The 25,596-nt window shown below is 54.8% G+C and carries 26 protein-coding genes; 7 read left to right on the forward strand and 19 right to left on the reverse strand.

The genetic code is table 11. From position 1 onward, the window contains the following. Positions 1-49 (reverse strand): helix-turn-helix domain-containing protein (locus FHS18_RS35470; protein ID WP_183603759.1); only part of this gene is annotated, 49 nt, incomplete at its 3' end. A gap of 229 nt (positions 50-278) precedes the next feature. Here FHS18_RS35470 and FHS18_RS27765 point away from each other — a divergent pair. The 3 genes from FHS18_RS27765 to FHS18_RS34085 all read left to right on the forward strand — a co-directional run bounded on the left by FHS18_RS27765 (position 279) and on the right by FHS18_RS34085 (position 2,090). Next, a complete protein-coding gene (locus FHS18_RS27765; RefSeq protein ID WP_183603655.1) occupies positions 279-458 on the forward strand; it encodes a hypothetical protein in 180 nt (59 codons plus the stop codon). Between the two features lie 103 nt (positions 459-561). Next, the gene (locus tag FHS18_RS27770; RefSeq protein WP_343060706.1) at positions 562-1,686 is read left to right on the forward strand and encodes an AI-2E family transporter; all 1,125 of its coding nucleotides are present in this window, start codon (positions 562-564) and stop codon (positions 1,684-1,686) included. Positions 1,687-1,949: 263 nt separating this feature from the next. Then, entirely contained in the window at positions 1,950-2,090 is a 141-nt protein-coding gene (locus FHS18_RS34085; protein WP_221401496.1) for a DUF6254 family protein, read from the forward strand. An 82-nt stretch (positions 2,091-2,172) separates the two neighbouring features. Here FHS18_RS34085 and FHS18_RS27775 read toward each other — a convergent pair whose 3' ends face one another. Both FHS18_RS27775 and FHS18_RS27780 read right to left on the reverse strand, forming a co-directional pair. Further along, the gene (locus FHS18_RS27775; RefSeq protein WP_183603656.1) at positions 2,173-3,276 is read right to left on the reverse strand and encodes a GGDEF domain-containing protein; all 1,104 of its coding nucleotides are present in this window, start codon (positions 3,274-3,276) and stop codon (positions 2,173-2,175) included. A gap of 148 nt (positions 3,277-3,424) precedes the next feature. Next, on the reverse strand, positions 3,425-4,504 hold the full coding sequence (locus tag FHS18_RS27780) for a Gfo/Idh/MocA family protein (protein ID WP_183603657.1): 1,080 nt from the start codon (positions 4,502-4,504) through the stop codon (positions 3,425-3,427). A gap of 205 nt (positions 4,505-4,709) precedes the next feature. Here FHS18_RS27780 and FHS18_RS27785 point away from each other — a divergent pair, with 205 nt between their 5' ends. Together FHS18_RS27785 and FHS18_RS27790 are read left to right on the forward strand one after the other, a co-directional pair. Continuing rightward, positions 4,710-5,540, forward strand: a complete 831-nt coding sequence (locus FHS18_RS27785; RefSeq protein ID WP_246427958.1) for an AraC family transcriptional regulator — start codon at positions 4,710-4,712, stop codon at positions 5,538-5,540. A 475-nt stretch (positions 5,541-6,015) separates the two neighbouring features. Further along, entirely contained in the window at positions 6,016-6,378 is a 363-nt protein-coding gene (locus FHS18_RS27790) for a DUF1304 domain-containing protein (protein ID WP_183603659.1), read from the forward strand. A gap of 182 nt (positions 6,379-6,560) precedes the next feature. On the opposite strand, the gene FHS18_RS27795 is transcribed toward FHS18_RS27790, so the two are convergent. The 4 genes from FHS18_RS27795 to FHS18_RS27810 form a co-directional block, all read right to left on the reverse strand. Continuing rightward, on the reverse strand, positions 6,561-7,277 hold the full coding sequence (locus tag FHS18_RS27795) for a response regulator transcription factor (protein ID WP_183603660.1): 717 nt from the start codon (positions 7,275-7,277) through the stop codon (positions 6,561-6,563). Positions 7,278-7,400: 123 nt separating this feature from the next. Next, positions 7,401-9,206: a two-component system histidine kinase PnpS gene (gene pnpS, locus FHS18_RS27800; RefSeq protein WP_183603661.1), complete on the reverse strand. Its 1,806-nt coding sequence runs from the start codon at positions 9,204-9,206 to the stop codon at positions 7,401-7,403. A 43-nt stretch (positions 9,207-9,249) separates the two neighbouring features. Then, on the reverse strand, positions 9,250-10,062 hold the full coding sequence (locus FHS18_RS27805; RefSeq protein ID WP_246427959.1) for a bile acid:sodium symporter family protein: 813 nt from the start codon (positions 10,060-10,062) through the stop codon (positions 9,250-9,252). A gap of 192 nt (positions 10,063-10,254) precedes the next feature. Further along, entirely contained in the window at positions 10,255-11,799 is a 1,545-nt protein-coding gene (locus tag FHS18_RS27810; RefSeq protein WP_183603662.1) for a fumarate hydratase, read from the reverse strand. 116 nt (positions 11,800-11,915) lie between these two features. Here FHS18_RS27810 and yfbR point away from each other — a divergent pair, with 116 nt between their 5' ends. Next, a complete protein-coding gene (gene yfbR, locus FHS18_RS27815; RefSeq protein ID WP_183603663.1) occupies positions 11,916-12,539 on the forward strand; it encodes a 5'-deoxynucleotidase in 624 nt (207 codons plus the stop codon). Positions 12,540-12,637: 98 nt separating this feature from the next. Here the strand turns inward: yfbR and FHS18_RS27820 are convergent, their stop codons facing one another. The 11 genes from FHS18_RS27820 to FHS18_RS27870 all read right to left on the reverse strand — a co-directional run bounded on the left by FHS18_RS27820 (position 12,638) and on the right by FHS18_RS27870 (position 24,910). Continuing rightward, positions 12,638-13,249: a flavin reductase family protein gene (locus tag FHS18_RS27820; protein ID WP_183603664.1), complete on the reverse strand. Its 612-nt coding sequence runs from the start codon at positions 13,247-13,249 to the stop codon at positions 12,638-12,640. Then, the gene (locus FHS18_RS27825; protein WP_183603665.1) at positions 13,246-13,863 is read right to left on the reverse strand and encodes an alpha/beta hydrolase; all 618 of its coding nucleotides are present in this window, start codon (positions 13,861-13,863) and stop codon (positions 13,246-13,248) included. The genes FHS18_RS27820 and FHS18_RS27825 overlap by 4 nt, the downstream gene beginning before the upstream one ends. Further along, entirely contained in the window at positions 13,863-14,810 is a 948-nt protein-coding gene (locus FHS18_RS27830) for a ring-cleaving dioxygenase (RefSeq protein ID WP_183603762.1), read from the reverse strand. Before FHS18_RS27830 ends, FHS18_RS27825 begins: the two co-directional genes overlap by 1 nt. 63 nt (positions 14,811-14,873) lie before the next feature. Then, entirely contained in the window at positions 14,874-15,497 is a 624-nt protein-coding gene (locus tag FHS18_RS27835; protein ID WP_183603666.1) for a nitroreductase family protein, read from the reverse strand. Between the two features lie 115 nt (positions 15,498-15,612). Further along, positions 15,613-16,062 carry a MarR family winged helix-turn-helix transcriptional regulator gene (locus FHS18_RS27840; RefSeq protein ID WP_183603667.1) on the reverse strand — a complete coding sequence of 150 codons (450 nt, stop codon included), beginning with the start codon at positions 16,060-16,062 and terminating at the stop codon, positions 15,613-15,615. A 251-nt stretch (positions 16,063-16,313) separates the two neighbouring features. Beyond that, on the reverse strand, positions 16,314-17,912 hold the full coding sequence (locus FHS18_RS27845) for a glycoside hydrolase family 3 protein (protein ID WP_183603668.1): 1,599 nt from the start codon (positions 17,910-17,912) through the stop codon (positions 16,314-16,316). Between the two features lie 47 nt (positions 17,913-17,959). Beyond that, entirely contained in the window at positions 17,960-19,600 is a 1,641-nt protein-coding gene (locus tag FHS18_RS27850) for a response regulator (protein ID WP_246427960.1), read from the reverse strand. Continuing rightward, on the reverse strand, positions 19,597-21,417 hold the full coding sequence (locus tag FHS18_RS27855) for a cache domain-containing sensor histidine kinase (protein ID WP_183603669.1): 1,821 nt from the start codon (positions 21,415-21,417) through the stop codon (positions 19,597-19,599). The genes FHS18_RS27850 and FHS18_RS27855 overlap by 4 nt, the downstream gene beginning before the upstream one ends. A gap of 26 nt (positions 21,418-21,443) precedes the next feature. Next, positions 21,444-22,784, reverse strand: coding sequence for an ABC transporter substrate-binding protein (locus FHS18_RS27860; protein ID WP_183603670.1), 1,341 nt, complete (start codon positions 22,782-22,784; stop codon positions 21,444-21,446). A gap of 323 nt (positions 22,785-23,107) precedes the next feature. Next, positions 23,108-23,749 carry an FMN-dependent NADH-azoreductase gene (locus tag FHS18_RS27865; RefSeq protein WP_183603671.1) on the reverse strand — a complete coding sequence of 214 codons (642 nt, stop codon included), beginning with the start codon at positions 23,747-23,749 and terminating at the stop codon, positions 23,108-23,110. 183 nt (positions 23,750-23,932) lie between these two features. Continuing rightward, positions 23,933-24,910 (reverse strand): aldo/keto reductase, encoded by a 978-nt coding sequence (locus FHS18_RS27870; RefSeq protein WP_183603672.1) that lies wholly within the window; start codon positions 24,908-24,910, stop codon positions 23,933-23,935. 249 nt (positions 24,911-25,159) lie between these two features. Between FHS18_RS27870 and FHS18_RS35040 the strand changes: the two genes are divergently transcribed. Continuing rightward, on the forward strand, positions 25,160-25,282 hold the full coding sequence (locus FHS18_RS35040; protein ID WP_281378879.1) for a hypothetical protein: 123 nt from the start codon (positions 25,160-25,162) through the stop codon (positions 25,280-25,282). Between the two features lie 105 nt (positions 25,283-25,387). On the opposite strand, the gene FHS18_RS27875 is transcribed toward FHS18_RS35040, so the two are convergent. Continuing rightward, entirely contained in the window at positions 25,388-25,588 is a 201-nt protein-coding gene (locus FHS18_RS27875; RefSeq protein WP_183603673.1) for a hypothetical protein, read from the reverse strand. Between the last annotated feature and the right edge of the window lie 8 nt (positions 25,589-25,596).

Genomic DNA, 25,596 nt, shown 5'->3' on the forward strand with positions numbered 1-25,596 from the left:
GTTCATCGTTAGGGTAGATGCGATACTTGTACGCCTTTTTCACCAACATGCCTAAACCTCCTTGCTAAGGATGGATAGGAATATTATAGCACATATGTTCGCATTATGGACAAAAAAGAACGCGATTCATCCCCCGCTTAGCAAGTGCTTGAAGTGGGGGTATTCTCGCTAGGGCTAGATAAAAGGGGAAAGGGGAAGCGAAACTCTTACACTTTTTATCCCTTTTAATCTGTTGGCATAATGGAAGCAATCCATATGCGAATTTATTAGGAGGCAGCATGATGAATCTGGAAATATATATGATCGAACAACTGCAGCGATACGAAATGGCGGCATTGGAGCAGCTGGCACGCAATGGGCATATAGGCCAAAATGATGACACGAAGCTATTCCCGATGCGTAGAAGAACACATACATTCTTGATCCTGCTGCTGAAGGCCGTCAGGCTTGACCGTTAGACTGGTTTGACAAACCTGTGCCGCTTTGATAGCATGGGCTCGAGTTTGACGGCTGCCAGATTTGGGCAACCTGCATGATTAGGGGCTATTTACGAAGACCGGGGTGATCGTACTGCCAAAGTCAAAGTTTTTTCGAGTCGGATATGGCATTCTGCTCATTTTTCTGATCATATGGGTCGGAGTCCATATCAAGTTTGTGTTTCACCCGATCGTGGTAATGTGCCAGACCTTATTCATTCCACTGTTAATCTCGGGCGTTCTGTATTACCTGCTAAGGCCGCTCGTCCAATTCCTCGTTAGCCGCAAAATACCTAGGAGCGCCGCAATTCTCATTCTTTACTTGTTGGTCATCTGTCTGTTCACGCTGCTCATTATTTATGTGGCGCCGATGATTCAGCGGCAGTTCGTGGAACTAGGGAACAATTTGCCTAACTATGTGCGCAATGCTGTCGAGAAAGTGTACGAGTTGACGGACAATGAGTCGGTCAACCAGTTCCTGACCAGCTTCAGCCTGGATTTCAACACGTTGCAGACGAAAGCGACCGACTATGCCTACGTCGTCGTGAATTGGATCAGTACGAATATTACCGCTGTCGTCAGCTTCGTCGCTAACGTGGTGCTGCTCGCCGTTGTCGTGCCATTCGTTCTCTACTATTTCCTTAAGGATGGAGAAAAGATGAGCGCAGGGGTTATCAAAGTGATTCCGAAGAAGAATCAAACGCTGGCGCGCAAGCTGCTCACGGAGATGGATCAGACCATCAGCACCTATATCCGCGGTCAAATTACGGTCGCGGTCTGCGTGGGTGTCCTGCTGTTAATCGGTTATTTTATTATCGGTATCGAGTATGCGGTGCTGCTCGCGCTCGCTGCGATGCTCACGAACGTCATCCCGTACGTCGGAGCATTCATCTCCGCAGTGCCGGCTGTGCTCGTCGCGGCGGTTGATTCGCCGATGATGGTCGTGAAAGTGCTGATCGTTACGCTTGTCGCCCAACAGATCGAAGGTAATCTGATCTCGCCGCAAATCATGGGCAAACAGCTGGAGATCCATCCGCTGACGATTATTCTGCTCTTGTTGGTAGCCGGTACGCTCGTCGGGCCGCTCGGCCTCTTGCTCGCCGTCCCCTTCTATGCGATCGCGAAGATTATCGTCGTGCAGATCTACCGCTTCATCAAGCTGCGGACCGAACCCGATATCGTGCCGCCGGATCCGCCCCTTACCGAATAACATGCAAGCTGCTTGGCATTGGCCAGGCGGCTTGTTTGTTTTTAACTGCAGCCGTTATTCCGGCAACACGACTACATGGGAATTCGTATTCTCGGTCAAGAAGAAAGCTTAATACCTGACGCTTTTTGGTCGCCGTGCAGAGCGCATATCTCCAAGCCGGCCGTGTGACAATATAACCGGGCTCAAGCGGTAATGGTTTTGTGCCTGTCGCTTATTTGCCTCAAGCACTCATGATTCCTCAATCACGAAAGGAGCAATCATCTATGTCCACTTCTCAAGGCCGTCGTGAAAGCGCATGGAAAAGCCGCAAGCAGAACCAAAGGCCGCACGGTAAGGTCAAGAGCTTAGCTGAGCTGTCAGATGAAAGTTCCTCGGGTGAAGCCGGATTCCGCAATCATGAGTAGAACCTAGCAAGCGAAGAAAAGCTGCGTTCCTTCGGTCCGCCCTGCGATATGTCGCAGATGGATCGAAGGGTGCAGCTTTTCTTCAGATTATGACGGTTCGATTCTTCCCCGTTTTTTTTGCTTCATACAGCGCGGCATCGGCTTTGCGGAAGAACGCTTCTTTGTCTTCATTGGCCTGGAAATCATGAAGACCGACGCTGATCGTCACGCGGCCTTGATTTAATTCCTCGAAGATGACCTCTGCAACGGCCTTACGGATCGTCTCGACGACCATTAAAGATTGCTCCATCGTCTTGCTCGTTAGCAGGATAATAAATTCCTCTCCGCCGTACCGTGCGGCGAAATCGTCGGCTTCCATATGCGCTCGGATAATCTCGGCTACCCGCCGGAGCACGATATCCCCGACCCAATGGCCATACGTATCGTTCACCTTTTTGAAATTGTCGACATCCATCATCGCTACCTGCAGCGGGAACTCGCTTCTCTGCTGCTGCTCAATCAGACGTTCGATGTACTCGTGATACGTCTTGTGGTTGTATAGTTCCGTGAGCGCGTCGGTCTTGTTCGTCCGATCCATCATCGCATTCTTGACCAGCAACTCCTGCACCGACTTATGCGACTTGTCGATGTCATGGAACAGTTCCAGGCCGCGTGTAATAACGCCGCTGCCGGTCATGGCCGTTGCGACCAATACGAACGCGACGATAATCATTTCGCAGATGGAAGCGACGTTCTGACGTTCCGGTATCGCGATAAAGAGGAGAATCAAATAAAAGTAACTGACGCTTAGACAGATGTAGATATACGATTTCTTAAGCATAAGCATCGAGGATAACAGTGGCAGGATCAAGATAATGAGTGCGCCAGGGAGTCGCGGGCTAATGAAGAGCGTCATGCAAATGGCGAACAGCAAGCCAGTGACGAAGATAGCCCTCTCCCGGTACTCCGGGATCTTACGTGTTATGGCTTCAAGCCCGACTAAGATAACCGTGATGGCGATATCGGGAACAAGCATGTATTGCACGATATATGCTAGCGGCTCGAACTCGGCCGTCATCTGCTGGCCAACGAAAAAAATGACGACTTGTCCAAGCACGATGAGCCCCAGCGTCATCCAATACCAGTTCACAACCAGCCTGCTCCATCGATCCTTCGTCATGGTGATGGAGGGATGTACTTCTGCCATTGATTCATGATCCCCCATTTGTAGTAACCGCTTCATTCGACAAGATTCCCGAGGAACTGCCTCTTTATCCCTAGCCTATCAAAAGTAAAGGACATCCATCAAGGGGCTAAAAGTCCCCATGTTTGGATGTCCTTAAGGTCTAACCTACTTATTCAAAGTAAATGGCTTTGCCCGTACGCGACGATTCGTAGATTGCTTCGAGAATCTCCGATACGACCAGCGCCTGCTCCGGCAAGACGACCGGATCTTTGTCATTCAGCACGGCATCGATCCATGCGCGAGCTTCCAGCTCAGCCGGATCTTCGCTTGCGCCGTCGTAGAACGCCACGCCGCCGCTGTTCAGCTCAATGTCTTTGACGTAGAGGCGGCTGTTCTCTTCGCCATTGATCCGAAGGCCCTTCTTCATATCCGCGCCGGCTTTCGTGCCGCACAGCGTCACTTTCGCCTCATCGACTTCAAGCGAGTTAATCGCCCAGCTGGACTCGAGCACGATGGAAGCGCCGTTCTCCATCGTAATCATCGCGAATGCGGAATCCTCGACCGTGAATTGGGCAGGATCCCATGGTCCCCAAGCGTTCGCCGCATTCTCGGTCTGGGACAGCTTGTGGTATGCACGTCCAAGCACGACTTTCGGCTTGTAGTTATCCATCATCCACAGGACGAGGTCAAGCGCGTGGGTACCGATATCGATGAGCGGACCGCCGCCTTGTTTCTCCTCGTCGAGGAACACGCCCCAAGTTGGAACTGCGCGTCTGCGGATCGCGTGCGCTTTGGCAAAATAAATCTCGCCCAGCTCGTCTTGGCTGCAAACTTCCTTCAAATAACGGGAGTCCGCGCGGAAGCGGTTGTTGTAACCGATCGACAGCTTCTTGCCTGTGCGCTTCGCTGCTTCGAGCATCAGACGTGCATCTGCTGCTGTCTTCGCCATCGGCTTCTCGCACAGAACATGCTTGCCGGCTTCCAGTGCTGCTATAGAAATCTCCGCATGGGAGTCATTCGGCGTACAAACATGGATGACATCGATCGTCTCATCCTTGAGCAGCTCTTGGTAGTCGCTGTAGACTACGGACTCACTCGTGCCGTACTTCTCTTTCGCTTGCTCGGCACGCTCTAGAACGATGTCGCAGAACGCCACGATTTGGGCTTCCTTTACTTTTGCCAGGGAAGGCATATGTTTACCGTTCGCAATCCCGCCGCAGCCGATGATACCGATTCGAACATTCGCCATTGTTGTGAACCTCCGCGATCAATTTTAGTGATGTCGTCGTAATTTTGCGTTGTACCTTATAACCTAGATGAACTAGAATAAGTATAGTCCAATTCCGGTCTGTATAAAAAGCTTCGGAATTGGGTTCGTCTTATGTCATTTTGCTTTTTTGTGGGGTGATCATGTGGAGTTTTACAACGAGAAGGTTATTTATGAAAACCCTCTTTTGTCTCTCAAAATATTCCAGTCCGAGCGTACGCACGACTTCTTCATCAACTGGCACTATCATCGCGAGCTCGAGCTGCTGCTCGTCACCGACGGTGTGTTGGACGTCTATATTGACGACGACTGCATCCGTCTGGAAGCTGGCGATGTCGCGATTATCGGCGCCAAGCAGCTGCACCGTGACCGCAGCCTCGGCGTTCCGATGCATTATATTGTGCTGCAGTTCGATCTGGAGCAATTCTTCGATCATAGCTCGATGCCGTATATGCGTTTTTTTGCGGAGACGAAGAATCCGCTCAGCCAAGCGAACTACATATTCCGCGAGAACGCCAAGGCCAAAGAAGAAGCGGCCGACTGTATCCGAGCCATCCTGCACGAGGTGACAACCAAGCAGACCGGGTATGAGCTGGCTGTCAGCATGCTCATTAAGAAGCTGCTCCTGCTGCTCATCCGCAGCGACTCCAAGAAGGTGCTCGCGGAGAGCGAGGACTTCGATCGCGCGCGGCTGCGCTCCGTGCTCGATTATGTGGAGGCGCATCTGAACGACCGCATCCAGGTGGAGGAAGTATGTAAGCTGGCGAATATGAGCTACTACTACTTTGTGAAGTTTTTCAAGAAGGCGATCGGCTTGTCCTTCACCGAATATGTCAATTACCGCAAAATCAAATGGGCGGAGCGTATTCTGCTGACCAAGGACATGAGCGTATCGGAGGTCGGCGACCGGATCGGCATGCCGAATATGGCGCACTTCTATAAGATGTTCAAGAAGTATAATGATTGCTCACCCAAGCAGTTTCAGAAGAAGATGTTGGCGTGGAACGGGACGAAATAAGGGCGACTGCCCTTGGACCCGTTGGGATAAAAAAGGGGCTTCGCCCCTTGGAACCCCTTGGTTTATCCTCGCCCCTTCCTGCCAATTCACCTCGCCCCTTCCCCCTCCATTGGAGGGGAACCAGAGGGCTATCACCCTCTGGACACCGATAATTGGCCCGTCTCGTTACGCGGCCGTCTTCGAGAAATTGTTCGGCGTTGGCCCGCTCTTCTCCCTTGGAGAAAGCTCTGGTTGTTCGTTTCTTACATAACTTTGATGCCTCGACTCGTGCTCAGAGTATGGTTGGTTATTTTAACGATGCTTTCGCAAATGTACGCCGCTTTTGTCCTTTGGACAAAGCTTAGGGTTGAAGATTTTTAAAAGCCAGTAAGCTCCTTCAGGACTTACTGGCTTTTTGGCGTTGTGCAATTCTCTTTCCTATAGTAGACTTGGAAGATTATGATTACTGATGGAATGAATGGGAAGGTGAATAACGATGGTCGCCGTTTACATAGGGGCTGGTTTGATCGGATTGCTGCATGTGTATATTTTAGTCTTGGAGATGTTCCTCTGGACGACGCCGCGAGGGCTTAAGGCGTTCGGCCTGACGCAAGAATTCGCGAACGCTACTCGTTCGCTGGCTGGTAATCAAGGCTTGTATAACGGATTCCTGGCCGCAGGTTTTTTCTGGGGTCTGCTGTATCCCGACCAGACGGTCGGCAAGCATATCTTGATCTTCTTCCTGCTGTGCGTACTGGTAGCCGGTCTATACGGAAGCGTGACGGCCAAACGTTCGATTTTGTTCGTGCAGTCGGTTCCGGCGCTCGTGGTTCTGCTTCTTGTATGGTTCGTCATGTAGGGCAGCAACAGAATTAATCAAATTATGGCCCGCAGTCGGATAGCAGCTGCGGGCCATTGTTCGTTTAAAAACTAAAAAAAAGCATGGATATATGTTCCAAGCTTTTCAGTGGGTTGTGCACCTGCGTGGAGGCAAGCTCCCCAGGGCACAACGTAACGAATGAAGATGCTAACGGGTATCGACTACCGCGCAATCTTTTTCGGCATGACCAGTTTATAACCAACGCCGCGAATCGATTCGATTTGCACGGATTCCTGGCCCAGCTCCAGCTTCTTGCGCAACGAGCTGACGTGAACGTCAACCGTGCGTTGACCGCCGATATAGTCGAAGCCCCAGACGACGTTCATCAAGTCGTCGCGGGTAATGACCATGCCTGGCCGCTGAACGAGATAGAGCAGCACTTCGAATTCCTTCGGTCGAAGCGGTACCGTCTCGCCATTGAGAATGACTTCATACCGTTCCGGGAATATAGCCAGCTCCCCGACGGTGATGACTTTGTCCGTCGAATCGGGCACCTTGCCATCTTGCTCCGGCATCGTCCTGCGTAGGACAGCGGATACACGAGCGAGCAGTTCAGCGACGCCGAATGGCTTCGTAATGTAGTCGTCGGCCCCGCGTTTAAGACCTTGTACAACTTCTTCTTCTGCATTGCGCGCCGTCAGTACGATGACAGGTGTGCTATTCCCCGATTGGCGCAGCCTCGATAGAATTTCGAACCCATTCATACCAGGCAGCATAATATCCAGAATAATAAGATCAAACGACCGTTGCAACGCTGCCTGCAACCCTTCCGCTCCATGTTCAATGACAGTCGTGTCATAACCTTCTTGCGTCAGGTTGTAGGAGAGCAGTCTCGCAAGCGTCGGTTCGTCTTCGATAACCAGCACTTTTTGCGACATGAGGACCCCCAAGTTACGCATTTACTTACAATACGATTTACGATCGATTTACGATCTTTACATGCCAATCATATCATTCTATGAAGAGCGGGTAAACCTCTAAATGCCTACCCGCTCGATAGATTACTGCAAGACCGGCAATTCGATAATGAACGTCGATCCTGCGCCGACACGGCTGTCTACCCAGATGGATCCTTTATGCAGCTCGACGAGATGCTTTACGATGGACAAGCCGAGGCCGGTTCCGCCTGAACTGCGGGAACGCGCTTTGTCGACCCGGTAGAAGCGCTCGAAGATCCGAGGCAAGTCTTTCTTCGGAATGCCGATACCCGTATCCGCAATGCTGATCCGGATATGATCATAGTCCGCGTCTTCATCGGTCACGGGGACGCCATGCTGGATCGCTTCAACCTTCACCGATACCTTGCCGCCCTCAGGCGTATAGTTGATCCCGTTGGAGAGCAGATTCATGATAATCTGGCGCAGCCGATCCTCGTCCGCTTCCACGTAGAGTCCTTGTTCGGCTTGCAAGTTAAGCGTGATGTGCTTACGTGTTGCCTCCGACTTCATCAGATCGACGGTCTTGCCGACGAAACTCGTCAGTTCGACCGGCGAGAATTGGAGCGGCACACGGCGCGATTCGATCTTCGATAACTCCAGAATATCGCCGATCAGCCGATTCAGCCTTTCGCTTTCGTCAAAAATAATTTGCAGGAACGACCGGGATATCTCCGGATCATTCACCGCGCCGCCGAGCAGCGTCTCCGCGAAGCCTTTGACCGCCGCAATCGGCGTCTTGAGCTCATGCGAGACGTTGGCGACGAATTCGCTGCGCATCCGCTCCAGCCGCCGGATCGCGGATACGTCTTGCAGCACGAGCAGCACGCCATCGAACTCGTTGTCATCCTCCATAATCGGCACGAGATTCAGATCGAGGAGCCGCTCTTCCGGGAAGTAGAACGTAATTTCCTCGCGCACATGCTCGCGGGACTCCAGGCCGTCTTGAATGATTTGGGCAAGCTCATACTGCTGCTTCGCTTCCGTATAGTGACGACCGACCATCTCTCCAGCCGAGAAGCCGAGTACTTCTTCGGCGCGGCGGTTGATAAGCAACATGCGGCCTGTCCGGTCGATCATGACGATCCCGTTGATCATGTTATCCAGAACGCTCTGCAGCTGATTCTCGTTCTGATGGATGCGAGTCATCTGAACCTGCAAGCTCTCCGCCATGGCGTTAATGGCACTGCCGAGTTCGCCGATCTCGTCATTATTCTTCACCTTGACACGGGACTGATAGTCCATGTTTTTGATTCGTTTGGCAACCTTCGTAATCTGTTCCAGCGGACGCGTGAGACCGAGCGCGATGCGATAGCTCACGATCGCGGACACGACGAACAGAATCAATAATCCGATGATGAGTACGCTCCACAGATGCTTAATGCTGGCATCGATCGAGGCGAGACTTAATGCCAGACGGATAATATCGGAATTCGCTTCTCCAGGGTGCAGCTGCATGGCCACATAGAGCAAATTCTGGTCGATCGTGTCCGAGAACCGAATGGCTCGACCGATGCCGGTTTTCTGGGCTTCGACGATTTCGACGCGATCGCTGTGGTTATCCATCGTTTCGGGCGCATGGTCGGAATCGCCCAGCACGACGCCATCCGCGCGTATGAAGGTGACTCGCGCATCGGTAGCTACCTTAAGTTCCTTAGCCTCGGCCGTAAAATAATCGTAAAGCTCTTCCGGCTCGCCTTGGCGCCAGTCCATGCTTCCCAAGATGATCCGCATCTCCCGAACCATGCTTTCCTCGAGGGCACTAATATGGTTCTCCTTGTAAGTCTTCCCCATTAGAATCCCGGCCGCCAGCACCGAAATCCCGATCATGGCAACCATGATAAATGTTAAGCGAAATCGAAAACTGTTCATTGCCGCTCGTCCTCCACTTTTTCTTCGCCCCTAATCGTACCTGTCACGGACTTTGCGCGCCAGTCTTTCGATTGTAAAGTTTTTGTAAAACAAGGTGATGAACCGTTGCTAGCGGCTGCTGAATCAGAATCGACAGCACGACGGGGACCGCCGCGAGCGGGCTGAAATAACCGAGCGCCAGCACGATTCCGAGCGAAATATTCCGCATGCCCGAAGCGTAGGACACGGTCGTCACCGTCGCACGGTTGCGATAAGGCAGCGCGCCGAAGAATCCAATCGCGTAACAGAGGCCAACCATGAGCACCGCAAGCGGCACGAGCGTCAGCAGGTCGTCCTTGAGCGCCGCGGCTGACGGCGCGATCGCTGCGGCATTCAGCATCACGACAAGGACGAAGCAGATTTTGGACAGCGGCGCTGCGTAAGGCTTCACGGCCGGTAGGATCCGCCCTTTGGTCAGATCATGCAGCAGCACGCCAATCACGGTCGGGACGACGATGATCGTCAGCAGATCGATAATCATGTCTGCCGTATTCGTCTCGACGGAAGCTTGGAACAGCAGATGGATCCCTGCCGGGACGACGAACGGGCTAAGCGCGGAGTCAATGACGACCATCGCCAGAATTAGCGGAATGCTGCCTCCCGACAAGCCGACCCACAGCACCGTCGAGACGCCGAGCGGAATAATGGTGAACAATACCAGGCCCACGACATAGGGAGAATCCGGGCCGAATATGAGCGCGCCCAGCCCGTAAGCCATAAGCGGCGACAGCACATGCGTGAGCACGAACGTCCACACCATAACGCCAGGCCGGCGAAGTACTTCCAACAGCTGCTTGTGACCGCATCCGATCGCCATCACCAGCGTTACGTAAGCGAACAGATAAGGGACGGACGGGACTAGGGCCCGCAGCTGCGACGAAAAAAGAAAGCCCAGGATTAGGGATCCTGGGGTGATAAGAAATAGCCACTTCTCAACTTGTTCGTTAAAGGCTAATCCGAAGCTGCGCGTAACGCATCCCTCATTCGTATCTAATATGGATGAAACATGTTAGTTGAATACCGGCTCCTTGAACTGGGCCAGCTTCGCGAACGAATCCTGTTCGACATCGGCGTGCAGGCTGTTGCCATGCGCGTCCATCGTGACAATAGCGGCGAATCCTTCCGTCTTGAGATGCCACATCGCCTCCGGAATGCCGAACTCCATGAAGTCGACGCCGTTCACGTTCTTGAAGCATTCCGCATAGTACTGCGCCGCACCGCCGATGGCATTCAAATATACCGCGCCATGCTCCTGCAGCGCCGCGAGCGTCTTGGGTCCCATGCCGCCTTTACCGATAACGGCGCGAATACCGAACTTCTTGATGATATGGCCTTGGTAAGGCTCCTCGCGCGCACTGGTCGTTGGGCCAGCCGCCTTCACGTGCCAGCCTTCTTCGTCCTTGAGCATGACCGGTCCGCAGTGATAAATAACGGAGCCGTTCAGGTCGATCGGCGCGTCATGGTCCATCAAATACTTGTGCAGCGCGTCGCGGCCTGTATGCATCTCGCCATTAATGATGACAATATCACCGACCTTAAGGCTGCGCACTTGCTCCTCGGTAATTGGAGTGTTGAGGACCACTTCACGGCGCTCCGCATTCGCCGAGACCGCTTCAGCCGCCGCATCCGCTGCTGCGGATTTCATCGGCGTGTCCGTTCCCGACGGGTAAATCCAAGATTTGATCTCGCCTGTTGCCGCATCGAGCAGCATGCCTTGACGGCGGTAAGCCCAGCAATTGTACGCGACCGAGACGAAGAAGCTCGCCGGGAGGCGGTTCATGACGCCGACCTTGCAGCCGAGCAGCGTGACGTTGCCGCCGAAGCCCATCGTGCCGATGCCTAGCTTATTGGCGTTCTCAAGCACATAGTCTTCGAGTTGAGCCAACTCAGGAATATCGTTCGTATCGTCCACGCGGCGGAACAATTGCTGCTTGGCCAGCTCATAGCCTGTCGTGCGGTCGCCGCCGATGCCGACGCCGATGAAGCCCGCGCTGCAGCCTTGCCCTTGCGCTTGGTACACCGCATGCATGATGCATTTGCGAATGCCGTCCAGATCGCGACCTGCTTTGCCTAGCCCCTCGAGCTCGGTCGGCAGACTGTATTGGACGTTCTTGTTCTCGCAGCCGCCGCCCTTCAGAATCAGGCGCACGTCAATATCGTCCTTCTCCCATTGCTCGAAGTGAATGACCGGCGTACCTGGGCCGAGATTATCTCCCGTATTCGCGCCGGTCAGCGAGTCGACCGAGTTCGTCCGCAGCTTGCCATCCTTTGTAGCGCGGGCGATCGCACTGCGTATTTGCTGCTTCATCACAATCTGATTGGCGCCGACGGGCGTATGTACGACGAAGGTCGGCATACCGGTATCCTGACAGATCGGCGATACGTTGCATTCCGCCATCTCGATATTCGTCGCGATGGTCGACAAGGAAAGGCCCGCGCGCGTGGCGCGATCCTCTGCTTCTTGGGCTGCCTGAATCGCTTTGCGGACATCGCCCGGGAGATTCGTGGATGTTTCTACGATGAGATTATATACGCTTTGTTCAAAGTGCTGCATAATGGAAGATGAGCCCCTCTCTGCTGTTCGTAAAACTAGTTTAATTCTATACTAATTCTATCATAGCATAGACCTCATTCTGAGGAGAACCATAAGTAGCAAGGAGAGAAAGTTTCTTGGATAACCATTTTATCGCGTATATGTACAGGCTGCGCTACATTAAACGCTGGAGCCTGATGCGCAATACGACCCGCGAGAATGTCGCGGAGCATTCCTATCATGTCGCGCTCCTGTCTCATTTGCTGTGCGAGATTGGCAATCAGGTGTTCGGCCGCTCGCTTAACGCCGATCGTGCCGCAGCTATTGCCCTGTTCCACGATGCAACCGAGGTCTTCACCGGAGACATCCCAACGCCGGTCAAGCACCATAATCCCCGTATGCTATCGAACTTCCGGGAACTTGAAGCGATGGCTGCCGACCGGCTCGTCAATATGGTCCCCGAGCCGCTCAAGGACGTGTATGAGCCGCTTCTGCGCGAGCACGCAATGCCCGGGGAGTCCCTTACGCAACTTAGCGAAGAGGAACGCGAGCTGCGCCGGATGGTAAAAGCTGCCGATTTGCTCGATGCTTATATCAAGTGCCTCTCCGAGCTCTCGTCAGGCAACCGCGAATTCGCCGTTGCCAAGGGACAGATCGAGCAATCGCTCGCCAAGCTGAACCTGCCCGAGACCGAATGGTTCCTTCACCATATGGCGTCCGCCTTCAGCAAGACGCTCGACGAACTGTCCGTGGACGAATAAGCCACTGCAATGTCACGCATGAACGAAGAACCTCTGTTAGAGCCTTGGCGGCTGCAACAGAGGTTCTTTATGATGCTTATAGCCCGAAACATGTGTGTTCAAGAAGGCCGGTCAATGCTGAACGTGCCGCCAAGCCGCGAATAATCGTTGCCGGCCATCCGGCTGACCGGCTTTAGTTGATTGGCAAGGATACGGCCTTTCTCATATACACGCTCGTCGACATGGAATCGGACCACGCGCGCCAAGATCAGATCAGCCGCAATCTTTCCGTCAGTCTCCCCTACAGGGACGATCTGCTCGATAACGCACTCCATTCTCACTTTCGCTTCCGCAATGCCGGGAACGGCGATAGACTCGCTCGCTACGGGCGTCAAGCCGGCCAGCGCCACCTCGCTTACGTCCGAAGGTAAATTCGCCGCCGTTTCATTCGCTAGCGAGACGTTATCTTCGTCGACGATGTGAATGACGAGCTCCCCGCGGGCCGCGGCATGCCGGGCCGTATCCTTCTGCTCGCCGTTCTTCCGTTGCACCGCGACGGACAGTACCGGCGGCTGATTCGATACGATGTTGAAGAAGCTGAAGGGCGCGGCATTGAGCACGCCCTCCTGCGATAACGTCGTGACCAGCGCGATCGGCCTTGGGACTACGCTGCCGATGAGCAGCTTATAGGTATCATGCGCGCTCTGGACTGCGGGATCGAGCGTAATCATTCCGAAGCTCCGAACGCGCCTTTGAACCAGGCCGCCGCCGCTTCTGCTTCCGTCCGCGTCAATTGGTGGCCTGCTTGCTCCCAATGCACCTCGACCGAGGCCCCGGCATCGTTTAGCAGCTGCACCAGCTCGTCGGTCTCCTGCGGGGAGCAGATCGGGTCATTCTTCCCGGCGCCTACGAATACCGGCGTTCCATTCAACGCTGGCAGCTGTACGCCTCTGCGCGGCACCATCGGGTGATGTAGAATCGCCCCGCGAAGCGCGCCTTCGTAATGGAACATCAGGCTGCCTGCGATGTTCGCGCCATTGGAGTAACCGACGGCCACGATATTGTTCCGGTCGAATCCGTATTGCCCGGCTGCCTCATCCAGGAAATTTTGAAGCTCTTCCGTGCGGAAGATCAGGTCCTCGATATCGAATACGCCTTCGGCCAGTCGTCTGAAGAAGCGGGGCATCCCATTCTCCAGCACATTGCCTCTTACGCTGAGCAGCGAGGAGGAGGGCGCGATCATGCGCCCAAGTCCCAGAAGGTCCCGCTCCGTACCGCCTGTGCCATGCAGCAGCAGCAGGGTTGGTGCCTTCGGATCCGTTCCTTGCTCGAATAGATGTCTCATTATTGGTCACCCTCCAATACGCGTACTTCGATCGGAAGCAGATTCCCTTCGATGATCGCTCTTTTTGGTTCAAACCATTCCGGCAGCATGACTTTCTCGCCAAGTGCCTCCGGCGCTTCGTCACGTGCGAAACCTGGAGGATCCGTTGCGATCTCGAACAGGATCCCGCCGCCTTCGCGGAAATAAACGGCGTTGAAGTACTGACGGTCGACGATCGGCGTCGGGCTCAGGCCATTGTCACCGACCAGTTTGCGCCATGCCTCATGCTCGATATCGTCTTTGGCGCGCCATGCGATATGGTGCACGGTGCCAGCGCCGCCTACGCCCCACTCCATGTTGGCAAGTTTCAGGTCGATGATGTTCCCGATATCGCCTTCCGCTTCGAAGCGAGCATAGCCGCCTTCCTCGCTCACTTTCGTCAAGCCCATTACGCTGACCAGCACTTCAGCGGTATGTGCCGCATGAACGCTGTACAGGATAGCGCCGCCGAAACCTTTGATCGCTTTGTCCGCCGGAACGCCGCCGAACGACCACTGGCTTGGCGCGCCAGCCGCACGCTCGACCAGCTCAAGTTGCAGGCCTTCATTGTCCGTGAATTGAAGGAACGTCTCGTTGAAGCGCTCTTCTTTGTTCACCGCGATGCCGAATTTGGCCAGACGTTCTTCCCAGAAGCTGAGCGTACCCGCCGGCACTACATACGTAGTCGTGCCGACTTGGCCGCCGCCGATCCGGCCTCTGCGCGAGTTCGGCCAAGGGAAGAACGTGATGATCGTCCCCGGGCTGCCGTTTTCATTGCCGAAGTACAGATGGTACACTTCCGGCGCGTCGAAGTTGATCGTTTTTTTCACGAGGCGAAGACCTAATACACCAGCGTAAAAATCTACATTTGCCTGTGGATCGCGAGCGAAAGCGGTAATGTGGTGGATACCTGTCGTTTTGAGTGTCATCATAAATCTCTCCTTTAAGTTATTTGGTTTATACTTCCAATTCTTACAATGAGAATCACATCATCATTTTATCGTTACGAACTCACCGACCGGCTTGCGGTATCCGCGGGGACGCTGGCTGCTGACGTCTTCCTGGCCGATCGTAATCAGGAGGGCCGGCACATAGCGGTCTGGAATATCGAGCGCTCGGCGCATGGCCTCCGCATCGAATCCGATCATCGGGCACGTGTCCCATCCTTTATCCTTGGCGATCAGCATGAACTGCATCGCGGATAAGCTCGCATTGCGAATCGCTTCATCCCGCTTGAACGTCTCTCCTCCCTGCTCGTAGAATTGGGTCACCGAATCGACCGTCATGTCGTACTCTTGCTTGCTGATGACGCCGAGATTGAGCAGGCCTTCGTTAATCGGACCGACCTGGCGGTAGGCTTCCAGATCGCCAAGGACAAGAATCGCCGCCGAAGCTGTCTTCACTTTGAACTGCTTGCCCGTCGCCTCGTACACCGGTCCATTCTTCAAGTCTTCATTCTGAACGACGATGTAATGCGCATGCTGAAGGTTAAAAGCCGATGGCGTATAGCGGACCAGGCTGAATATCTCTTGTAGTTCCTCGTGCGGAATGGTCACATCTGGCTTGAATTTGGTCGCTGACCGTCTTTCTTTGACGATATCGATTAAGCTGCTCATGGGTGAGTCCTTCTTTCTTAGTATGTCCGTTTTTAATTTCATTATCTTTAATTTAAGATATAGGGCCAAAGGAAGCCGTTCCCTCTCGCGAGAACGTTAGGACCGTCAGCCATTGCTACCCGACTGCAATTCCTTTGCCCAGCTTCTTCAAAAGCTCTGTCGCCGCCTGCTTCTCTTCATCGGTCAGGCCGCTTGTAATCGTATGGATAACGTCGGCATGTTCGGGAAAAATACGATCGAACAGCTCGCTGCCTTCTTCCGTAATCTCGGCGAAAATGACTCTGCGGTCATCCGTGCACGGTACCCGTCTCAGTAGGCCCCGATTCTCCAACTTGTCGATATTGTACGTGACGCTTCCGCTGGTGACGAGAATCTTGCTGCCGATCTGTTGGAGCGGGATCCGTCCTTTATTGTAGAGCACCTCGAGAATGGTGAATTCCGATGGCGACAATCCGTGCTGCTTCATATCCTTGACCGCGTGGTCCATCACCGTCTTATAAGCCTTGGACAGAACGACGAACAATTTCAGCGACGCAGCCTTCTGCTCATCTAGTTGGAATGACATCTCGTGCACACCTCCTGCTCACGTTGCTTGCGTATTTCTTTGTGTTAATTATCTTGAATTAAAGATATCGTAATTTAAGGAGAATGTCAACACCTGCCGCCAAACTTTTTTCAATCGTTCTTCTTATCAAAAGGAAGAACCTCGTCGGACTGCCGGGCAGACAGCATCAACGTGATTCTTCCTCGACATTCATACCTATTTACAGCCATCAGGACAGATAGCGCAGCGTAAAATTGCGCCTCAAGCCGATCCTACTTCCAGCTCCAACCTAGCGGATATTGCTCCGAGATGCCGACCGGCAGTTTCCCGCTTGGCGCAACCTCGCCTGTCAGCACCTTCGCCGCAGCCTCGAGCGCGAGCGGGCGGCTCTCATACGTAGCAAGGAATGTACCTACCTGAGGGTACACGAGCAAATCCATCGGATTGCGCACCGATACGGCCACAGTCTTCTCCTGCGCTATTTGCATTAAACGCTCGGCGACAGCACGCTCGGCGGGCAGCTTCGCGGCATCGTAACTGACGAATACGATCTGCTCGAATGCCTCAAGATTATGGAGCGCATCGGGTTCGTTCATGCGACGTTCGGTCAAATCCCCGATCCGGGAAGCCAAACGCGCGCCGAGGGTCCCGTCGCCATCCATCATTTCATCCGCTTCGGACACCGCGACGATCTCCGGCCACAGCACCAGCGTCTTCGCATCGCTGCGCAGCGGCAGCAAGCCCGCCTCATCCTTAACCAGCGTGACGGACGATTCGCTCCACTGGCGAACCTTCTCCCGCTGATCCTTCGTATCGAGCTGCTGCTCCACCTGCTCCCACGGCGCAAGCGGTTCATCGATCCCCCGCGCGGCTTTGGCTCGGAGAATCCGTCCGACCGACTCGTCGATCCGCGATTCGCTTAGTTTACCCTGCTCCACGGCGCGGACGACGGCTTCGACCGCTGCTAGCTGCTTCGCAGGCGTATGGCAGATGAGCACCATATCCGCCCCGGCTTGCAGCGCCATGACCGCCCCTTTCTCCGGACCATAGAACTTGTCGATCGCGTTCATCTCCAGACAATCCGTTATGATGATGCCTCCGAAGCCGATCTCCTCTCGCAGCAGACCTGTCAGCACAGGCTGCGACAACGTGGAAGGCACGCCCGTCGGATCGAGAGCCGGGAGACACACATGGGCCGTCATAATGAAGTCGGTATCGCCCGCCGACTGCCGGAAAGGCACGAGCTCGATCGCTTCCAGACGTTCGCGGTCATGCGGGAGCAGCGGCAAATCCCGATGCGAGTCCACATTCGTATCCCCGTGTCCCGGAAAATGCTTCACCGTCGCCGATACGCCGGCTTCCTGATAGCCGCGGACGGCGGCAAGCCCGAATTCACTGACGAACTTGGCATTGTCCCCGTACGAGCGGACATTGATGACCGGATTATCCGGATTGTTGTTCACGTCGATACAAGGAGCGAAGTTCAGATTAATGCCGACCGCGCGCAGCTGCTCCCCGCTGATGCGAGCCGTTTCTCTCGCCGCTTCCGGCGACCCGGTCGCGCCTAGCGCCATATTGCCGGGGATCAACGTTACGCCCTTAACCAGGCGGGCAACCATGCCGCCCTCCTGATCGACCGCGAGGAACATTGGCGGACGGCCAGCCGCCGATGCGGTCTGCGCCAGGCTTGCGGACAAGCCGTGCACCTGCTTCGCGTCAACAATATTGCGCGTGAAATAGACGAGTCCGCCCACTCCGAATCGTTGAATCATATCCACGATTTCTGCGGAAGGCGCATAACCGTGGAAGCCGAACACGAACAGCTGCCCCACCTTTTCCCGCAAGCTCCAATGCTTCCATTGCTCTGTCATCTACCCATCTCTCCCCTTATGCATGATGATCCGTTCTAATCGGCCTCTTACTCCTCTGGCTCCCGAACGTGGTCTGCGCCTTCCTGCAGCGCCGATCGATACTCGGTCGGATTCTGCCCGGTGTACTTCATGAACACTTTGGTGAAATACCGCCGTTCGGCGTAGCCGACTTCCTTCGCAATCTGAGATACGCTCCAATTGGACTCTACGAGCAGTGCCTTCGCTTTCTCCATCCGTTGGCGCGTGACGTATTCGATGAATGTCTCGCCGAAGGTCTGCTTGAACAGCAGGCTGAAGTGCGAGGTGCTTAAGCCTACATGGGACGCAGCCTCCTCGACGCTAATATCCCGGAACAGATTGCGGTCGACATAGCTCTTCGCCTCGCTCATCTGGCGGGCGGAATGCTTCCTCTTGTCCGTCGACCGCGCAACGCCGACGCTGGTCGCCTGACGGATCGCGGCGAACAGATCCTTGATGCCGAAGCGTCCGTCGAGCTTGCGCCATAAGCTCTCTTCCTGCTCCCGCGGCAGCAATCCTGCCTCCTTCAACTCCCGCATGAGATGCACCGCGACAAAATGAAGCATCGCGCGCAGCCGCGTCGTGCCGCCGATCGCCTGCTGCAGCTGCTCGGCCAGACGGGCGAGCTCGGCGTCTACGTCATCGGCATCGCCTCGCTTCAAGCCGCTGATCAGCCGCTCGGCCGTCTCCCACATGACGTGCTCGGGCTCCACAGCCCCGCTTAACTCTCCGCTATAGCAGGTCAGTTGATCCGCGGAGACGGATAACTGCATGCCTCGCTGCACCGTCTTGTAAGCGTCTGACAGCCCGGTCAAAGCGACCCGGTTCGTGAAGAGGCCTGCCCGCAGCTTCAGCGACTTCTCGTTCTTGATGACGCCAAGGAGCTGCTGTGCCCAGCGGGAAGCCAGTTCCGGTTCGTGCGTCTGACCGCTCTCGCTCTGAATCAGCACGCACCATTCCCCGTCGCGCGTCTGGATGACCGCGTGCGGCTGTCCGGCGGCTTGAAGCGTATGGCGAAGGACTCCGCACAGCGATGAATTCCATGATTTGCGCTCCTTCACCGTCCAGTCCCTCCAATCGTGCGCCGATTCGGATTCGACATCCAGATCGAGCACGATGACGGTATACTGCGGCTCGCGAAGCTGCTGCTCGACACCCGCCAGGAGCAGGTTATTCGGCGATATTTCCGTATAATCCATCAAGACGTCGTATAGAATTTTCTCGCTCGCAAGATCGATCATCTGCCCGATCTTGCGCTCTTCCTCCTTCGCCTTGCGCCGTCTCGTCCGCTGCTCGGACATGACGCGGGCAATGACGCCCGTTAGCTCGTCATAGGGGATCGGTTTCAAGACATAATCCTTGACGCCGAACTGGATCGCGGCTCGCGTGTACGTGAAGTCCTGGTAGCCCGACAGCATGATCACGTCCAGATCGATACCTTGCTCCCGGATCCGGCGGACCAGCTCGAGGCCGTCCATGACCGGCATCCGGATATCGCAGAGAATGAGATCCGCCGTCTGCTGCGCCAGGTAGTCGAGCGCTTCCACGCCGTTCTTCGCCGTACCGGCGACCGTAAGTCCAAGCATTTCCCACGGAATGACCTTCTCCAGGTTCCGCGTAATGTGCTGCTCATCGTCGACCAGCAGCACTTTACTGTGCGATTGCATCATCCTATTCGCTCCCCCCGGATTCGCGGTATCGTAATACGGATCACCGTTCCAAAGCCTGGGCTGCTGCAGACCTTCATGCCATAAGCCGGCCCGTAATGGATACGCAGCCGGTCCGCTACATTGCGAAGTCCAAGACCGTTATGTTCGCCGAAGGCCGATGTCGGATCTGGCTGTCTTCTTGCCGCCTCAGGTTCGAACCCGTTCAACCGTTTCAATGCTTGCTCGTTCATCCCGATGCCATTGTCGCGGATCATGAATACGACCGCACCGTTAATCACTTCCGCCGAAATATGAATAATGCCGAGCTCCGTTAAGCCTTCGAATCCGTGCTGGATGCTGTTCTCGACCAAAGGCTGGAGCGTCAGCTTCAGAATGGTGTATTCGAACGCCGCCTCCGGAATGTTCAGCTCGAAGCTGAACATGCCTTCGAACCGATAATCTTGAATTTCCAGATAACTGTGCACATGCTCGATCTCCTGCCTGACCGTAATGACCTCGGCTTGATGCATGCTGGTGCGCAGCAGATTGCTGAGGCGTCTGACCATCAGCATCACTTTGCGCCCGTCGTTCTGGGCAGCGAGCGCGTTGATGGACTCCAGCGTGTTGAATAAAAAATGCGGCTTGATCTGCGCCTGCATCAGCATCATCTCGGCCCGTTGCTTGCGTTCCTGCTCGACCCTGACTTCCCGGAGCAGGCGGCCGATCGTCTCCACCATGCTGTTGAACGACTTGGCTAGCAGCACCGTCTCGTCGCGGCCCGATGCCGTCACCCTGGTATCGAGCAGCCCTTGCTCGACAAGGCGCATTTTGCGCACGACGCGAATGATGGCCTTGGCGACCCGGTTGACGAACAACATGTTGAACAGAACCGCGGACAGCAGACAGAGCAGCGTAATGCCGCCGATCCATTGGACGAAGCGGATATTCTCGCTCGTGAGCGACTGCCACGATTTTACCGAGACGAGCACCCAGCCGTTACGGTCGAGATTATAGGCCGACAGGAGCGCATCCTCTTTGCCAAAAGGCGCTCTAAGGCTCGTATAGCGCGTCGTCGCATTCAACTGCTCGCGCGTCTGCGAGCTGAGCGACTGTCCCTCCAGATGGTGCTCGCTGTCGATCATGACTAAGCCGTCCCGGTTGACGATCAAATACCGGGTTTCCGTATGATCCGTGCCGGACAGCGTAAAATCCTGCAGCATGCGGTCCACTTCATCGGTCTTGTACTGCGTGACCATCATCCCGATGTCGTTGAACGATTCCACATCCTTCACAAGGCGCATCTGCGTGAACAGCGGCAGATCGTCGCCGGTGAGCCCCTGCTCCTCGTAAGGACCGATCCAGACGGGAAGTCCGTTATTCTCGAGCACCTGCGCATAGATCGAATGCACCTTCAGCCGCTCGTAGCTGATCGGCCGAAACGTCGTAGGGTCGTTACGGGAAGCGACGAATTGCGTGCCCTCCCGGGAATACAGCACCACGATGCTGATCGCCGGATGCTGGAACAGGATGCGGGTAAGCGACTTCTCCGCTTGGGCTCTGGCAATGAGCGCGCTGGCGTCGTTCTTGGTCATGCCAAGTCCGCTCTTGAGCGGATCTTGAACCGGGCTGCTCGTAATGCTGGCATCCGTAATTTGATCAAGCTCCTTGAAGAAATACCGAATATTGCCGCCGACCGCCTTCAGCGTAATCTCCGTCTGCTCGCTGTACTTCTTCTCGAGCAGATGCTCCGAATTCAAGAAGGATACGATCCCGAGGCAAATTAATGGAATGACGATCAGTCCGATAAAAGCGGCGAACAGCTTTAATCTTAGATTCATGTATGAACGGCTCCTTCTATCGGACCTTACTTCTCCCTGCTGGCCAGATTGGCCTTCTCTTGCTTTTCCTGAATATGCTCTGCGACTTCATGCGGCGTCTTCACCTTGCCGATCAGCTCCTGAAGACCGACGCCAAGATCGGCGCCGACCGTCGGCTGCACGATCGAGTCGAAGGCGCGCCACGACGAAGTCGCATTGGCCATCGCCCGCTGCACCTCGGACATGAGCGGGTCCACGCCGGAGAGGTCGGACAGACGCATCGACGGCAATACCTTGTCTTCGAGCAGCGTGCGCTTCTGCACCTTTTCCGTATAGAAATTATGGATGAAGGCTATCACCATCGCCTTCTTGTCGTCGCTCAGCTTGGAGGAGAAGCCGAAGCCGTTCGAGTAGCTCGCATTGATCGACGTCTGGTCGCCGAGTCCTCCCGGGACGGAAGGGAAATTGAAGAAGCCGATCTTGCCGTCGAGTCCGCCTGCTTCGGAACCGACGAACCGATTCGCGTCCCATGTGCCGGTGAACACCATCGCCGCCTCGCCATTGAGCAGCTGCCCGCCTTGTTCCGCATAGGGCAGCCCCAAGGCGCCTTTGGTGAAATAGTCGCGATTCACGAGTTCCGCATAGGCTTCGAACGATTGGATGAAGCCGGGATCAGTCCACTTGGTTTCGCCTGTCAGCAGCTTGTAAAACGCATCGATGCCGACATAGCGCTCCGCGATCGTGTTCCAGAGCATGCCGTTCACCCAGGCGTCCTTGGCCGCAAGCCCGAACGGCACGATCCCGTTATCGCGAATCGTATCCGCCGTCTTCAAGAGCTCTTCCCATGTGGCCGGGACCGCCAGGCCGAGCTTGGCGAATATCTCTTTATTGTAGAAGAAGCCTTCGCTGTAACCGCCGAAAGGGAGGCCGTAAATTTTGCCGTCGACCGTAAATTCGTCCAGACTTGCGAACTTGTCCTTCAAGCCGAGCAGCTCGATGATCGGGGTCAGCTCCATCATCCGGCCGGCCTTCACGTATAGCTTCAAGTCCGACCCGCCGAACACTTCGAAGATCTCGGGAGGATTGCCTGCCGCCATCTCCGCCTTCAGCTTCTGGTCGCGGTTGACGACTTCGTCGATGCCTTCCATCTCAATCTTCAGCCCCGGATACTCGCTTTCCGTCTGCGCCACGACATCCTGGAGAATCCTCAGCCGCACTTGGCTCGATTCCTTAATCTGCGTATGGCGCAACGTCAGCTTCACGTCCTTATAGACATTGCCCTCTGCATTCGATCCATTGGCCTCATTCAACTGATCCGACCCGCAGCTGGTCATGATGAGCGATACGGTTATCACAGCCGCGGCCAACAAGGAAAAACCTCTGCTCATGAATGAGACCCCCTTTATCTATACGCTGTCTATCTGCAATGCCGCCGGCGGATGTGCCGTCAGCAGCTTGTGTGCTAAACATGTCATCGCGATGCATACAAGACGCATACGCTTCCATTTCCATTTTAATTATAGTTCTCCATAAGGGGAAGCAGGAGGTCGAAAAAACAACGGACAGGGGAAACAATTCTACGGTTGGCTGGGGGCTGCTTCACCAGTTCCGCACAAAAAACCATCCCTTTGCAAGGATGGTCCATACACTTTTGTTGCCAGCTTCGAGATGCCCGCCGATTCCGGCATTGCGTTCGAACAGCGCAATACGATTATTTTATCGCAAGTTTAGATGCGGCTTCCTCAGCCTCCTGGTAGCCTTTCTGTAAGATATCCTCTTTATCCCGTATGGATGTTCCTTGCACGCGAAGGAGTTCGAAATCCTCAATCCCAAGGAAATTGAACATGGACTTCAAATACTTTGGCGCATAGTCCACTTCGGTATACCAGTCGTTATTGGTGTAGACCGCCCCGCTTCCTTGGATGACAAGCATGCTTCTTCCATCTTTAAGCAGGCCGACCGATCCCGTTTCGGTATACTTGAACGTTTCCCTGGCGATCAGAATATTGTCCATGTAATCTTTCAACTTGGACGGGATATTGAAATTATGCAAGGGATAGGCGATTACGTATTTGGTTGCACGCTTGAATTGTTGCAATACCTCGTTCATTCGCCCGGTTACTTCCAGCTCTTCCTCGGTTAATTCATCGCCGTTGCGCTGTTTCCCCCATGCCCGTAAGACGGTTTGATCGATCATCGGTATGACGTCCCGGTACAGATCGATGTATTCGATGGTCTCGTCACTAGACTGAAGCTCCTTGTATCGGTTCAAGAAGTATCCTAGAACACGGAGACTGTAGGAAGCGGTTGAATCCACTTCGGGATGCGCGTTAATAACAAGCAGCTTGCTCATCGGCTTTAGTTCCTCCACTATGCGTTTTCTTCGTTCATCGAATAAGACTGATGAAGGAACGTATTTGTGACAAAGGACGGCGAAGTTCTGGCATCATAGTCCGCATGCAAAAGAAAAGAGGCATCAAAAAGGAGGTTACCCCTTTTCGATGCCTCTTACTGATCTTCAGCGATCGTTATCGCCTTACCACGCGTACGCGCGCGGCGCATCGCCGCCCGGTCCCGGGAAAATCTCGTCAATCCGCTTCAGCGTGCCTTCGTCCAGCCCCAGCTCGACAGCGCGCAGGGAGCGCTCGAATTGCTCCAGCGTCCGAACGCCGATGATCGGCGCCGTAACAGCCGGATTCGCGAGCAGCCATGCCAATGCGACCGTATCTTCGCGCTCGCCAAGCTCGTCGCACAGGGCGCCGAACGCTTCCAGCTGCGGCAGATGCTTCTCATAGCGCTCCGAACGGGCGCTGCGTTTGCCGGCGCCGCCGCGCGATGCATTGCCTGCGAGCAAGCCGCCGTCGAGCGGGCTCCATGGAATGACGCCGATGCCAAGGCCTTGTGCTGCTGGCAGCACCTCAAGCTCTGGCAGACGGCACAGCAGATTGTATTTGTGCTGCTCGGATACGAGGCCGAGGAAGCCGCGCGCCTTGGCTTCTCCCTGCGCAACCGCCAGGTCCCAGCCGGCGAAGTTGCTGGAGCCGACATAGCCGATCTTCCCTTGCGTAACCGCGGTCTCGAAACCGCCCCACAGTTCCGCCCAGCTTACGTTGCGGTCGACGTGGTGCATTTGGTACAGTTCGATATGATCGGTCTGCAATCTGCGCAAGGAGCCTTCGAGATGGCGGCGAAGCTTGTACGACGACAAGCCTCCGTCCCGGTTCGGGCCATCGGCAGGATCGCTCATATCGCCGTAGAATTTGGTCGCCAGCACCGTCTTCTCGCGGCGGCCGCCGCCTTGAGCGAACCAGCGTCCGATAATCTCTTCCGTGCGGCCGGCGTTCTCGCCCCAGCCATATATGTTGGCGGTGTCAAAGAAATTAATGCCCGCGTCAAGTGCTGCATCCATAATCCGGAAGGCTTCCTGCTCGTCCGTATCTACGCCGAAATTCATCGTGCCGAGGCATAGACGGCTTACCTTCAATCCCGATCGTCCCAAATAGGTGTAATTCACGTTTCTACCGCTCCTTTTATGGATGAATGATGATGGATTGGCTTGAGCGGCCGTTGGGCCGATCAGCATTCCATTGTGCAATCTTCCCCATCATAACGAATCTTTTTCCAACTCGTAAAGTACGCACTTTATGTTCAGTAGGTTACCTAGAGTTTAGTAAGGGACAATCCATATACCGGCTGACATATCGCATGAAGGTTGCATGAAAGTCGCTTTACCCGTTCATGTTATGGGATGGAGGTGATCAACATGTCCGGAAGAAACAGTAAGCCGAAGAACAACGGTCCTGCGTCCCATCCGTCCCGTCTGGAGCAATTCGGGGATAAGCTCTCCGATGATACGGCGATCCAGAAGCCAGTAAGCAAGGAATAACCAGAATAGCCAGCGAATAAGCAGACGCACAAAAGGAGCACGGTGATGATCGCCTGATCGTTCACCCTGCTCCTTCTTATCTGCTGCCGGCCAAGCCGGCGATTATTAATCGCGTATACCAGCCACCGCATCGCGGATGGACCGATAGAAGGATTGCCAATGCGGAGCCATGCCTTCCGCAAGCTCATCGATCTTGTGGATCACCGCCGCATCAGGCTGCGCTTCGCCGTTCCGCTTCGCTGCCTCCGCAATAATCGCCTCGCGCTCCTGCAGCGTACGCTTGCCCTTGTTCGGTTCCTCAGCCATTCATCCGC

Source organism: Paenibacillus phyllosphaerae, assembly GCF_014192105.1.
Lineage (GTDB): Bacteria > Bacillota > Bacilli > Paenibacillales > Paenibacillaceae > Paenibacillus_Z > Paenibacillus_Z phyllosphaerae.